The organism is Ruegeria sp. BC2 (assembly GCF_056539245.1).
Genome location: NZ_JBQFUQ010000001.1, coordinates 1,202,850 through 1,216,355, shown reverse-complemented (window position 1 = coordinate 1,216,355; position 13,506 = coordinate 1,202,850). Strand labels below are relative to the sequence as shown.

Below are 13,506 nucleotides of genomic sequence, written 5' to 3'. Positions count from 1 at the left end.
ATGGAACCCGTTCTCGTTCTTGGTGCCCGGTCGGATATCGGCAAGGCCATCGCTCATGAGTTTGCCGAGCGGGGGCACCCGGTCCAGCTGGCCGCCCGGAATGCTGAGACGCTCGAGGCCGACAAGGCCGATATCGAACTGCGCTATGGTATAGGGGCAACCTTGCACGAGTTCGACGTTCTGGAAGCCAACAGCTTCGATGGGTTCATCGATGCGTTGCCTGAATTGCCGGGCATCGTCGTTTGCGTTGTCGGGTACATGGGCGAGCAGGCCGAGAACGAAAGGGACGCCGCCGCGGCTTCTCTGGTGATGCGCAGCAACTTCGAAGGGCCGGCTCAGATCCTCGGAGCCTTTGCCAACCGGTTCGAAGAGCGCGGATCGGGCACGATCGTGGGTGTCAGTTCCGTGGCTGGTGATCGGGGCCGGGCGACCAACTATGTATACGGATCAGCCAAGGCCGGCCTGACCGCATATCTGTCAGGGTTGCGCAACCGGCTCGCCAAGAAAGGTGTGCATGTCGTGACGGTTCTTCCGGGGTTCGTCGACACGCAGATGACCGAAGGAATGGACTTGCCCGAGCGTCTGACCGCGCAGCCGTCCGAGGTTGCAGCCGCAACGGCCCGGGCGGTCGAGCGCGGTCGGAACGTAATCTACGTCAAGCCGATTTGGCAATTGATCATGGCGATCATCCGAAACATCCCCGAGCCGGTGTTCAAGAAGCTCAGCATCTGACCTCGCGTTGCCGGGTGAACCGGTCACCCATTACCGTCTCTGGGCGTAGTCGCGCGCTGGCTGTCGCTGGCTGCGAGGGCCTGAATGCAGCCCACGACAAAAAACGGCATGAAATACGTGACCAGACGACCGATATTGAACTGTACGTTCAACATGGCGATGAGCGAGAAAAACGCCAGCAGCGCCAAAACGTCCGTCCGGCGCAGGACCTGATTTGCAGCCTGACCGGTTACGGCAATCCACCAGCAGGCGGTCAGAACCAACAACGGCCAGACATTCAGATACAGTCCTTTGACACTTGTGCTGCCTTTCAGCGTGGACAGCGCGCTGGTGATGAATTGCCCAACCTGTCTCTGATTGTCGTTCACGCCGGAAAACGGAAATGCGGTAATGACAACCAGAAATCCAACGAACAGGCAGAACAGGGCGGCCGTGACCCTGGCCTCGTCGCTGCGCAAGGACATCATTACCAATGCGCGCAGACCAAAGATCAGAAGCGTCACGATGATGATCTTTTCATTGATGAACGCGCCAAGAAACACGGTAAGAACAAACCACTTCCATTTCTTCTCGGCAGCCAACAAAAGGGCCACCGTCAATGGAAAGACCGATATGCCGTCATTGCCTTCCAGCGCCAGAAACTGCCCCAGAAACAGAACTGACGCGGCGCCGATGAATGCCCATTGCGCAGTGGTTCCAACACGCCGCAGCAAATAGGCGTAAACCAGAAGCGCCGTCAGGACCAGGTAGAAGACGTTGGCGGCACACATCGCGGCCAGAGCCTTGGCGTCGGCAACGCTGTCAGGAAGAAAGACTTCTCCTGACCCGGTAGACAGTGACACGAACGGCAGATTGTAGAACGGCAGCGCAAGTATGACCGAGCCTATGCGGTAAACATGCGGCGAAGGGGGAACGCGGCCACGCTCTTCATCCAGAAGATACAGCAGGTAGTGGGAATAGTCGTCGAAAGAGACCGCGCCGAAGTAAACGACGCGATATGTGTCGAAAAACATCTCTCCGGCGGCGACCGTAAAGACCAGCGCCAGAAACAAATGCCAGCGGAACTCGCTGATTGATGACGATTTGCTTTGCAAAGAAGAATAACCAATCACGCTGTGAACTCACACGAACAGGAAAAAAACAAATAACCGATTGTCAGAAAACAAAAAATCTTCGAACTCAGCGACCTGAGAGATCATACTTGACGCGCCGCGGACCGGTCAACACGGTGCGACACCCATAGTTGCGGGGTCAAGCCGGGGAAATTTTCGGGTTCTACGTCATATGTGCGTCCCGGCGCCGGGGTCGGGCGCATAACGCTTGACAACAGCGGTACGGGCAACAAACCATCGTGACTGTTGGGAGAATTCGGGAAAATTTGAGCTCATCCGTTGCCTGCTCATGCGGATTGTCATAATGGCTCGTCCCCCGGACAAGGGGCCTTTGGCCTGTCTTCCGTCCACAATAAGAATCTTGGGAGTTCCTAAATGATCAAGAAAAGCAAGCTCAGCCTCGGCGCGGTCGTGACCGCTGCCCTCATGGCTCCGGCGGCTTATGCCGAAGAATTCATCACCATCGGCACCGGCGGTGTGACCGGCGTGTACTATCCCACCGGTGGCGCGATCTGCCGCCTGGTGAACAAGGGCCGCAAAGAACATGGCGTGCGTTGCTCGGTCGAATCGACGGGTGGATCGGTCTACAACATCAACACCATTCGCGAAGGCGAGCTGGAATTCGGTGTGGCCCAGTCCGACTGGCAGTACCATGCCTACAACGGCACCTCGAAATTCGAGGAAAACGGCCCGTTCGAAGAGCTGCGCGCCGTATTCTCTGTTCACCCCGAGCCGTTTACCGTGGTGGCGCGTGCTGATTCCGGCATCAAGAACTTCGAAGACCTGAAGGGCAAGCGCGTCAACATCGGCAACCCCGGTTCGGGTCAGCGCGGCACCATGGAAGTTCTGATGGAAGCCTTGGGCTGGACCACGGATGACTTCGAACTGGCAACCGAGCTGAAGGCCGCCGAACAGTCGGCCGCGCTGTGTGACAACCAGATCGATGCGATGGTCTACACTGTCGGCCACCCGTCCGGTTCGATCCAGGAAGCCACCACTGCGTGCGACTCGGTTCTGGTGAACGTCAGCGGCGAAGCCGTTGACAAGCTGGTTGCCGACAACTCGTTCTACCGTACGGCCACCATCCCCGGCGGCATGTATCGCGGTTCGGACGCTGACACCCAGACCTTCGGTGTGGGCGCGACCTTCGTGACTTCGGCAAACGTGTCTGACGATGCGGTGTACGCGGTTGTCAGCTCGGTCTTCGAGAACTTCGACGACTTCAAAAAGCTGCACCCGGCCTTCGCCAACCTCAAGCCTGAGGAAATGATCAAGGACGGTCTGTCGGCTCCGCTGCATCCGGGCGCCGAGAAGTACTACAAAGAAAAAGGCTGGATCCAGTAATCCACCTTCAAGTCCAGAAACGAGGCGCTGTTCGCGCCTCGTTTTCAACCGGTGAGAGGCCGGTAATACCAAAACTGCGCCGGAAACCGGCCGTTGGACGGGGAGACATTTGATGAGCGCTGATCAACAGGGCAATCGTCCGTTATCCGAAGAAGAACTACAGGAACTGGTCGCATCCTCGGATGCGGGGGCGCGGGACCCGGCTGGCAATGTCGGCTTGTTCCTGGCGATCGTGGCCGCGATCTGGTCGATCTTTCAAGTCGTTCTGGCGTCACCGATTGCCAACTACGTGCTGCCCGGCAGCGTTGTGAACAACGCGCGTCAGTTTCATTTGGCCTTCGCGATGTTCCTGGCCTTCGCGGCTTATCCAGCGCTTAAATCCAGTCCGCGAAACTACATTCCGATCCAGGATTGGATCATGGGTGTTCTGGGGGCCGGTGTCGCCCTTTACGGTTATTTCTTCTATGACAAGATCGTCAATGCGGGCGGTCTGGCGGATGATGTCGACAAATGGATCGCCCTCGGTGGCTTGATCCTGTTGTTCGAAGCCGCCCGGCGCGCGCTTGGCCCCGCCATGGCGATCATTGCGACGATCTTCTTGGCCTATGTGTTCTTCGGCTCGTCCGAGTGGGTGCCCGAAGTGATCCGCTGGAAGGGCGCCAGCCTGAAAAAGGCGATGAGCCACATGTGGATCACGTCCGAGGGTGTGTTCGGCATCGCCTTGGGTGTTTCGACGAAATTCGTGTTCCTCTTCGTTCTGTTCGGCGCTTTGCTGGATAAGGCCGGGGCAGGGAATTACTTCATCAAGATGGCCTTCGGCGCGCTGGGTCACTTGCGCGGCGGTCCGGCCAAGGCCGCCGTTGTCGGTTCGGCCGCAACCGGCCTGATTTCGGGCTCGTCCATCGCCAACGTCGTCACCACCGGCACCTTCACCATCCCGCTGATGAAGCGCGTAGGCTTTACCAGCGAGCAGGCCGGCTCGGTCGAGGTTGCAAGTTCGGTCAACGGCCAGATCATGCCGCCCGTGATGGGCGCCGCCGCCTTCCTGATGGTGGAGTACGTGGGCATCTCGTATGTCGAGGTCATCACCCACGCCTTCCTTCCGGCGGCGATTTCCTACATTGCGCTGGTCTACATCGTCCATCTCGAGGCCGTGAAGCGGAACATGCCCACTCTGGGCGACCGCGACGTGCATCTGGCGCGGACGGTCGTGGGGATGCTGATGTTCTTCCTGGTGTTTGCGGGGCTCTGCTATGGTTCGCAGTTCCCGGTGGATGCTGTCACAAGCTGGGCGCCGTCCAGCGCTGGTCTGATCCTGAGCCTGGCGGTGTGCGCCGTCTATGTTGCTCTGCTGTACCTGGCGGCTCAGGTTCCCGACCTTGAGCCCGATGACCCGAACGCGACCGAAGTGAAGCTGCCGGTGATCTCCGAGATCTACAAGGCCGGCCTGCATTACCTGCTGCCGATCATCGTTCTGGTCTACTTCCTGATGATCGAACAGAAGTCGCCGGGTCTGTCGGCCTTCTGGGCAACCGCGCTGCTGTTCGTGATCCTGCTAACGCAGAAACCGCTCAAGGCGATTTTCCGGGGTCAAAGCGATCTGGCAAACTCCTTTGTCGATGGGGTTGCCGATCTGTGGCAGGGCCTGATCGACGGCGCGCGCAACATGATCGGCATTGCGCTGGCCACGGCCACGGCCGGCGTTATCGTCGGTACCGTGACCCTGACCGGTGTGGGGCAGGTGATGGCCGATCTGGTCGAGTTCCTGTCCGGCGGCAATCTGATCCTGATGCTGGTGATGGTCGGGCTGCTCAGCCTGATCCTGGGCATGGGTCTGCCGACCACGGCAAACTATATCGTCGTCAGCTCGCTGATGGCGGGCGTTGTGGTCGAACTGGGCGCGCAAAGCGGCCTGATCGTGCCGCTGATCGCGGTGCACCTGTTCGTGTTCTACTTCGGCATCATGGCCGACGTGACGCCTCCTGTGGGTCTGGCCAGCTTTGCTGCGGCCGCCGTATCGGGCGGTGACGCGATCAAGACCGGCTTCACTGCGTTCTTCTACAGCCTGCGTACCGTGGCGCTGCCTTTCGTGTTCATCTTCAACACCGACCTGCTGCTGATCGATGTCACCTGGGTTGAGGGGATCATAGTGGCCATATTCGCCACGATTGCGATCCTCGTGTTCACGGCCGGAACGATGGGCTACTTCCTCACCCACAGCCGAATCTACGAAAGCGTTGCGCTGATTGCGATCGCCTTCGCGCTGTTCCGGCCGGACTATTTCATGGATCGCATCTCGCCCTCGCACCTCGAGGTCGAGCCGGCCGGATTCGTGCAGGCCATTGGTGAGGCTGAACCCGGCACCGACGTGCGGGTGGTGGTCAGTGGTCCGGATTTCGACACCGGCAACATGACCGAGACCACGGTCGTCGTCACCGTGGGGTCCGAACCTGATGGTGCGGCGCGTGTTGATGCCATGGGCTTTTTGTTGATCGAGGAAGATGGCCTGGTGAAGATGGACGAACCTATGTTCGGCGCGCCCATCGCCGATGACCTGGCCAATTTCGACTATTACGCGGACGAGCCGGTGCGTATCGCATCCGCCGATCTGCCGGTCAGCCAGCCGCCAAAACAGTTGATCTATATCCCGGCCATGCTGCTGCTGGGGTTGATCGCCTTCCTGCAACGCGGCCGTGCCGCCAGACAAGAGGTGCCCGCATGACAAAATCCGTCCTGTGCGCCGTTGATATCAGCAACGGCAATATCGATGCTCCTGTCCTGAAAATCGCCGCGAAACTGGCCGATCTCGACGGGGCGCAGCTGGACGTGGTGACCGTACTGCCGGATTTCGGTGAAAGCTGGGTGTCCGGTTTTTTCCGGCCCGACTTCCACGACAAGGCGCAGCACGAAGCGCATGACAAGCTGGTTGAGCTGTGTGTCGATGCAGTCGGGTCGGAGCGCAACGCCACGATCCGCCATGTCGTTGCAACCGGCACGGCCTATCAGGAGATCCTGAAGACCGCCGAAAGTGCCGGCAGCGATCTGATCGTGATCGGTGCGCACAAGCCGGATTTCAAGGACTACCTGCTGGGACCGAACGCGGCGCGAGTGGTGCGCCACTCGAACGTTTCGGTCTACGTGGTCCGCTAAACCCGCTAGTACCCGGTCATCTCAAGGTAGCCGCGCCCCTTGTGGCTGCCTGACACGGTGACCGGTCCCTCCCAATACTGAAAGCCCGTCCCCATCCAGGCTTGGGTATTCTGAGCTTGGACGCGAATATCCAGATCCTCGCCCGGGATGGTCACGCGCCAATCCGTCGGAACATCGCGCTCCGCGACCCGGCTGGTTTCCAGTGGCGTGAAGAAAACCGACCCGTCCGGCAGACTACGGCTGGAACCATCCGCGTTGATCCAGGTGGCCGAGGTGTAGTCCCCACGTCCGCCGCGCAGGCGAAACGCCATCAACTTGTCGCCGTCCTCGAAACTGAGTGAGAACCAGTCCCACCCTGACTGATCGGCGGCCAAAGGCTGCGAAGACCACTCTCGGTCCAGCCATCCGTTCCCGGTGACCGCTACCTCGCCGTCGGGCAGATGCAGCGTGCCTTGGATGGCGTAGCCCGGCTGCGAATAATAGTAGCTGGCTTGCCCATCAGCGGATTTCACGGAAAAGCCATTCTCACCATGAAAGACCAGCGGCCCCGAAGCAGACAGGTTCAGGTCGTACCCGAAATCGGCTCCGTTTGCAGTCAGGGTCAGGCTCTGGAGCGTTGGTCCTGCCATGCGCCATTCGTCGATCCATGCTTCGAACGGGTCGGCTGTGACACCGGCCTGACCAATTCCACCACGAGACAGGCGCTCGGCAAAAAAGTGGCGTTCCGGAGTTGTCAGCGCGGCATGGCCCATCCAGATCTGTGGGCTTTGCCAACCGGCGGTTTCAAATGGCTTCAAGGCAGAGCGAAACAGAGTCCACTGTATGCCGTAGTCCCGACCGTCCTCCCCGGTCAGGTTGGCCGTCAGGTACCACCATTCGATCCGATAGGACGGATGCGGGCCGTGGTCGGCGGGGAATTCGAACTGGTACTCTGGTTGTGGTACGTCAAACCCGTCGGCTGAACCGCCCAAACCGGCAAACCCCTGCGCCATTGCCGCAAGGGGCCAGAACAGCGCACACACGAGTAGTTTAGCGTTCATTGGCAAAGACCCTCAGAAAATCGGCCGGCGGCACCCGCCGAAGACGCAAGGCGGGCAGCGCCGCGGCAAGGGCGGCGGCCACAAGTGTCCACAGCATGAGCTGCACCCATGACGACGGGAAAAGGTGCATGGGTAGCCGCCATCCAAACGCCTCGACATTGATGACGGCCAGCAGAATCCAAGCCAGTGCCAGACCCAGCGGCAAGGCGAGGCAGGCGGTAAGGAAAGCCAGAACCATGCTCCGCGCCAGTTCCAGTTTGGACAAATGCGACAGCGTCAGCCCCATTGCCCAGACCGGAGCGATCTGAGGCAGCCGCTGGGTCCAGAGCGTAAGCAAGCTGGTCAGAATGGCGAAGCCGGCCACGCCAAGCGTCAGGATGTTCAGCGCGGATGTCACGACAAATGTCTTTTCGAAGATCGCCATGGACTGCGCCTTCACCGCGGCCTGCCGGATGATCGCGCCGGGGTCCAGATCAAACCTGTTCTGCAGATCCGCCGCCAGCTCATCTACGCGCTCCGGAGCGATGCGAATACCAAACCGTCGGTTTTCGGCATTTGGCGCGACCCTGCCGAACAGGTCCATTGAGACGATCCCTTGCCCGGTCGGATTGCCGTAGTCGGAATAGACGCCAGCGATTGCCAGAGTGTGATCGGCGTTGAGCGCAATCGAATCCCCGGGCCACAGGTCAGCACGGCGGGCCAGCTGTTCGTTGATCAGGATGGCGCCGTCGGACAGAACCTTGGTCCATACGTCCGGGGCAGCGGCGACAAGGGGCCAGTTGTCCCGGTAGGTCGCGTGATCGACCACTCCGTACAGAAACAGCGGGCCTGTTGGATGATCCAGCTCCACATTCCGTATCGGTAGGACTGCGTCAACGCGCGGGGTCAGCCATGTCTCGATCTCGAGACCTTGATCCGAGTCCTTTGCCGTGATGTACAGCTCGGCCATCAGGCGCTGGTCCAGCCAGCCGACGAAGGTAAGCCGGAAGCTGGACACCATAGTTCCGACACCGATATTGGCGGCCAGGGCCAACAACAGGGCCATCAGCGCAAGCGACAGGCCCGGCAACTGGGCCTGCATGTCGGCCAGCACCCACTGCCGAACCGGGTCACGGGCGCGCCCCGCGCACAGGTGCAATATGCTGGACAGAACCAGAGGCAGCAAAAGGGCGCTGCCGGTCAGAATGCCTGCCATCAGAGCGAAGCCAGCGACCAATCCGTCAAAAAGAAGAAAGATCACGACCCCGCCAAGAGCGAGCCCAACACCCGCCAGTCCGGTCACGACGGCTCGTGTGCTGCGGCCACGCCATGCCTGCAAGCCTGGGCCGGACAATACCGGCATTCGGCCCAGACGCCACAGGGCGTATCCGCTGGCTGCCAGGGTTCCTGTGATGGACATACCCAGCCCGGCCAGCACCCAACCGACCCTCAGTTGCAACTGACCATCCACCGGTGCACCATAGAGCCCGCGCAGGGTTGCGGCGACATCGGGTAACAACGCTCCGGCCAGGAAAAAACCCAGCAGCAGGCCCATGGATCCACCGATCAAAGCCAGACCTAAAAGTTCGGCCAGAATGATGCGGGAAAGCGTACCCATCGGGACACCCATCGCGCGCAGACTGCGGACCATTCCACGGCGCTGCGCAAAGGCCAGCCCAACCGTTCCGTGCACGATGAACAGCCCTACGGCGAAGGACAGCAGGCCGAACGCGGAAAGGTTAAGGTGGAAGCTGTCGGTCAGGCGTGCAGTGTCGACGCTGTTGGAAGGGCGCTGGCGATTCAGCTCCGGCGCAACCTGGGACAGGGGCGCAATGCCGCGAGGCTGATCGGGCAGGATGGCAAGTCGCGAAATCTCACCCGGTTTGTTCAGCAACGTTTCAGCCACGCCGATATCGGTCAGAACCACATTGGGGGGAAGCGCAGTGCTGGCGATCGCCGGTGGAAGATCGGGCCGATCCTGCAGCATTGGCACCAAGTCTGGTGGCGCCAGCAGTCGGCCGGGCGCGGTCAGCATGGTCGCCGGGTCGGGTGGGGCCTCTTCCTGTTCCAGTTGCGTTACCGCCGGAAGCGGGGGGTAGGAGACAAGGTCCACTCCGGTCAAAAGAACCGATCGGTCCCCAACCCTGTACCGACCTTCCAGAACGGCCGCGACCTGCCATCCGGCGCGACGCAGATTTACGTATGTTTCCAAAGGAATGTGGCCGGATGGATGCCGTAGCATCTCCATCTGCCCAAGCGCCAATTGTTGGTTGGCACGCGCATAGCTGGCACGGGCTTCGGCGTTGATAGCCTGGACCGCCGACCAAAGGCCTGTCGCAAGCGCGATTCCGATCAGCAGCGTGGCCAGTTGGATACGGTGCCAACGCCAATGCGACCAGAGGGCCTGGATCACTGTGCGAGTCATGCGATCCGCCCGTTTGCAAGGTGCGCCGTTCGGTCAAGCCGGGCTGCGATCACGGGCGAATGCGTCACCAACAGCAGGGCTGCCCCGGTATCCGCAACCAAGGACAGCATCAGCTCCAGAACCGCCGCGCTTGCAGTCTCGTCCAGGTTTCCCGTCGGCTCGTCCGCCAGCAGCAGCTTGGGCCGGACGGCAAGGGCCCGGCCAATCGCGACCCGCTGTTGCTGTCCGCCCGACAGATGTTCGGGATAGCGTTGGGTCAAATCGGCGAGACCGAGCGTCGCGGTCAGATGCGCGACCCACTCGGGGTCAACTCGGTTTGCCAGCCGGGCATGAAATGACAGGTTCTGCGCAACCGTCAGCGACGGGATAAGATTGAATTGCTGGAACACCAGGGACACGTCTTCGCGCCTTAACAAGGCGCGGCCGCGATCGTCCAGTCGCGACAATGCCGTGCCATCCAGAACGATCTCACCGCTGTCAAAACTGTCCAGCGCGCCGGCAAGGTTCAGCAACGTGCTTTTGCCGCTGCCACTTTCGCCGGTGATGGCAAGCGTCTGACCGCGTTCCAGCGACAACGATACGTCGTTCAGGACAGGCCGCCCGCGCGGGTAGGTTTTGTGGATATTCTGTATTTCCAACAACATGATCAGTCTCACCTAGTGCGCTCTACAATGTGCGGCGCGCCGATCCGCTGTCCAGCCTTCAAAAAGTTTCGGTTCTTTTCGTCGCACGACTGCCCGCTGTCCGGCCTTGTGCCTTGAGGGCAGAGCCGCCATTGTGCAGTTTCAGTTTCCGGGCCGATGCAGGGTATCACCATGACATTGTCGCAGCAGATCCTTTGGGGCAGCTTCTATCTGGGGCTGTGTTTCCTGATCGAGATCGGGCTGCTCACATGGTGCACCATCATGGTGCGCAAGGTGATCGACAGGTGGGAAGGGCAGGGAACCTTTCTGCCCACGGCAGGCCCGATCGCCTTGGCGCTGGCAGTCATCGTGGCCACGCATACGATCCAGGTGTGGATCTGGGCGATCGTCTGGGTGATGGGAGATGTCCTGCCGGACTGGAACTCGGCCCTGTATTTTTCGCTCGTGACCTTCACGACGCTGGGCTATGGCGACATTGTATTGGGCGAAGGGTTGCGGATTTTCGGGGCCTTCGCCTCGGTCACCGGATTGTTGGCCTTCGGTCTTTCCACGGCATTCATGGTCGCGCTGATGACGCGCGTGTTCCAGGAACGGTTCCTGACCTAGAGGATCGGCGAGAACAACCGCGCCAAAGGCGCGCCATAGCGGATATGCGGCGGTTGCTGGGCGAGGCTTCTGGTCATTTCGTAGCTGGCTTCGAAATCGGTCTTCAGCATGTCCTCGGCGGCAGCGGCTGCCCGGCTGTCAAAAAACAGCGCCATCGCTTCGAAATTCAGACGGAACGAGCGGTTGTCCAAGTTGGTGGTGCCAACTGCGGCCAACGTGTCGTCCACCAGAATGACCTTTTGGTGCATGAACCCGTCGGTGTAGCGGAACACGCGCACGCCGGAATCCCGGATTTCATCGAAATAGGCAAAGGCGGCCAACCAGGGCAGGCGGTGGTCAATCATGTCCGGCACCAAAATGCGGACATCGACGCCGCGCAGCGCGGCATGTTCCAGTGCCGTCATCACGTCGATATCCGGCACGAAATAAGGTGATGCGATCCACAACCGCTCCTGTGCCGCAGCGATCGTGGAAAAGAACATCAAGGACCCCGTTTCAGTCGCGTCGCCCGGTCCGGTGGCGACCAGCAGCGCGTTCATGTCCTGATCGGATTCCGATCCGGCCCAGTCCAGCACGTCAATCAGGTCTTCTCCGCGAGCCCAGTGCCAGTCCTCGGTAAAAATCAGCTGTAGTTGACGAACGATATGGCCGGTCATCTTGATGTGGGTGTCCCGCCAGCGGCCGAAATAGGGATCCTGCCCCAGGTATTCGACGCCCACATTGTGCCCGCCGATGAACCCGGTTTCGCCGTCGATGATCACGGTCTTGCGGTGGTTGCGGTAGTTCAACTGAAACCGGAACTTCGGCCCGCGCTGGTCGCGTGGATCAGCGACATCCACACCGGCCGCGCGCAGCTCCTCCAAGTATGAGGACGGCAGGCCATAGCTGCCTACTGCGTCAGTCATGAACCGGACGCTGACCCCGCGTTTGGCCGCATCGATCAGCCTGTCTTGCAGTTCCAGCCCCAGCGCGTCATCGCGCACGATGTAGAACTGAATGAGGACGTAGTTTTTGGCCGCATCGATCGCGCGGAAGATGGATTGGAACGTCGCCTCTCCGTCGATCAATAGTTCGGCCCCGTTGCCGCGGGACAGGGGCAGGTGAGCCAGCGCTTCAAACGGGCGCGGATTGACGGTCAGCGTCGCGGGATCGGGTTTTGAGTGATCGGCAAAGCTGCGGATCCCTTCGACCACGCGCTCGCTTTCCTTGCGGGCGATCCGATACCCTTTGAACCGGTGATGTCCCAGGAACAGGTATAACGGCACCGCCAGAAACGGTGCGGAAAGCAGAAACACCACCCATCCCACGGCGCCCTGCGGGGTGCGCGCCGTCTGAGCGGCCCGTACTGCAAAAAAAACCGCGACGCAGTAGATGGCAAAGACGGACAGCGAGGCGATGAATGTCCACATATGTGTGCCGACCTTTCCGCGCTTTAGTTCGAGCCGGTGAAAACCCGGGACCAGTCTTTGGCCATATCCACGATAACCCAGCCCATTTCTGGGCCTTTGTCCAGCCCGTCGACAAGCCGCCCGATGTGGCTGTCGCGATCATAGGCCCATTCCCGTTCGGCATCTGTGTGGTGGATCAGAACGCCCATCCGCGGCCCGTCGCCAGCGGTAGTCCATTCCAGCATGGCAAAATCACCGTCCGAGTTCCCGACCGCCAGGATCGGTCGTTTCCCGATCGTACGCTCGATATTGATCGGTTTGCCCTCCTTATCGTCGATGAACGCCAGCGCGGGCGCCTTCATGATCGTGGGCGTGCCGTCAACAATTTCGTAGGTGCTGTCCGCATAGGTTCCCAAAATCTGGTTGGGCGGTATTCCATAGGCGTCCTCGGCGAACACGCGCATGAAATGCAGGCCTCCGCCCGAAACTATGTAGGTCGTGAACCCCTCGTCACGCAGATACCGGAGCAGTTCGACCATGGGCTGATACGTCATCTGGTCATAGGCCAGCCCCGTATCGGGATGGCGTTCCGTCTGAAGCCATTCGGCGACGGAAGCCTGGAACGCATCGACGCTGAGCCCCGAATGCGTGGCGCTGACGACTTCGATCAAGGCATCTTCACCGCCCTTCAGCACGGTTTCGGCGTCGCCCTTGGCCGCGGCCTCCAAGGTCGGCGTGGTCAGGACCGAGGGATCGTCCTGCGCCATCTCGGCCAACTCATCCATGGCGTAGATGAACTGGAAATAGACCGGCTGCTCGGCCCAGAGCGTTCCGTCATTGTCAAACACCGCCACCCTGTCTGCAGGGGTGACATAGCCGTCCGAGTTCGGCGTCGTCACCGTATCGACAAAGGCGATGATCCGTTCCTTGGCCGGACTGTCGGTCCAACTGGGCAGAGGGTCCGCCGCAAGGCCCGCAGGCAACGCGAAAACGGCGGCTGAGAAGATCAGGCGGAACATGAAATATCCTTTCGCATCAAAGAAATGAGGGTCGCCGATCAAGCCGGCGACCCTCGAGAGTAGAACC

The 13,506-nt window shown here is 60.4% G+C and carries 11 protein-coding genes; 5 read left to right on the top strand and 6 right to left on the bottom strand.

The features are described from left to right. Positions 1–732 carry an SDR family oxidoreductase gene (locus tag ACR0CU_RS05980; RefSeq protein ID WP_254430257.1) on the top strand — a complete coding sequence of 244 codons (732 nt, stop codon included), beginning with the start codon at positions 1–3 and terminating at the stop codon, positions 730–732. Positions 733–755: 23 nt separating this feature from the next. Here ACR0CU_RS05980 and ACR0CU_RS05975 read toward each other — a convergent pair whose 3' ends face one another. Further along, the gene (locus ACR0CU_RS05975; protein ID WP_170523615.1) at positions 756–1,745 is read right to left on the bottom strand and encodes a hypothetical protein; all 990 of its coding nucleotides are present in this window, start codon (positions 1,743–1,745) and stop codon (positions 756–758) included. 474 nt (positions 1,746–2,219) lie between these two features. Between ACR0CU_RS05975 and ACR0CU_RS05970 the strand changes: the two genes are divergently transcribed. The 3 genes from ACR0CU_RS05970 to ACR0CU_RS05960 all read left to right on the top strand — a co-directional run bounded on the left by ACR0CU_RS05970 (position 2,220) and on the right by ACR0CU_RS05960 (position 6,338). Further along, on the top strand, positions 2,220–3,188 hold the full coding sequence (locus tag ACR0CU_RS05970) for a TAXI family TRAP transporter solute-binding subunit (protein WP_170338481.1): 969 nt from the start codon (positions 2,220–2,222) through the stop codon (positions 3,186–3,188). Between the two features lie 112 nt (positions 3,189–3,300). Continuing rightward, complete coding sequence (locus ACR0CU_RS05965) at positions 3,301–5,910, top strand: TRAP transporter permease (protein ID WP_170446115.1); 2,610 nt, start codon at positions 3,301–3,303, stop codon at positions 5,908–5,910. Then, positions 5,907–6,338, top strand: coding sequence for a universal stress protein (locus ACR0CU_RS05960; protein ID WP_170338483.1), 432 nt, complete (start codon positions 5,907–5,909; stop codon positions 6,336–6,338). The genes ACR0CU_RS05965 and ACR0CU_RS05960 overlap by 4 nt, the downstream gene beginning before the upstream one ends. 5 nt (positions 6,339–6,343) lie before the next feature. Here the strand turns inward: ACR0CU_RS05960 and ACR0CU_RS05955 are convergent, their stop codons facing one another. Genes ACR0CU_RS05955 through ACR0CU_RS05945 form a run of 3 tightly spaced genes read right to left on the bottom strand, consistent with a single transcriptional unit; the run spans position 6,344 to position 10,426 of the window. Next, a complete protein-coding gene (locus ACR0CU_RS05955) occupies positions 6,344–7,378 on the bottom strand; it encodes a lipocalin-like domain-containing protein (RefSeq protein WP_170446112.1) in 1,035 nt (344 codons plus the stop codon). Beyond that, positions 7,368–9,782: an FtsX-like permease family protein gene (locus ACR0CU_RS05950; RefSeq protein WP_170446109.1), complete on the bottom strand. Its 2,415-nt coding sequence runs from the start codon at positions 9,780–9,782 to the stop codon at positions 7,368–7,370. The genes ACR0CU_RS05955 and ACR0CU_RS05950 overlap by 11 nt, the downstream gene beginning before the upstream one ends. Further along, positions 9,779–10,426 carry an ABC transporter ATP-binding protein gene (locus ACR0CU_RS05945; RefSeq protein ID WP_170446106.1) on the bottom strand — a complete coding sequence of 216 codons (648 nt, stop codon included), beginning with the start codon at positions 10,424–10,426 and terminating at the stop codon, positions 9,779–9,781. The genes ACR0CU_RS05950 and ACR0CU_RS05945 overlap by 4 nt, the downstream gene beginning before the upstream one ends. A 171-nt stretch (positions 10,427–10,597) precedes the next feature. Between ACR0CU_RS05945 and ACR0CU_RS05940 the strand changes: the two genes are divergently transcribed. After that, positions 10,598–11,032 (top strand): ion channel, encoded by a 435-nt coding sequence (locus ACR0CU_RS05940; RefSeq protein WP_170338490.1) that lies wholly within the window; start codon positions 10,598–10,600, stop codon positions 11,030–11,032. On the opposite strand, the gene cls is transcribed toward ACR0CU_RS05940, so the two are convergent. Further along, positions 11,029–12,441, bottom strand: a complete 1,413-nt coding sequence (gene cls / locus ACR0CU_RS05935; protein WP_170446103.1) for a cardiolipin synthase — start codon at positions 12,439–12,441, stop codon at positions 11,029–11,031. The genes ACR0CU_RS05940 and cls overlap by 4 nt on opposite strands. 23 nt (positions 12,442–12,464) lie before the next feature. Continuing rightward, complete coding sequence (locus ACR0CU_RS05930) at positions 12,465–13,439, bottom strand: HAD family hydrolase (RefSeq protein WP_170446100.1); 975 nt, start codon at positions 13,437–13,439, stop codon at positions 12,465–12,467. Positions 13,440–13,506: the final 67 nt, after the last annotated feature.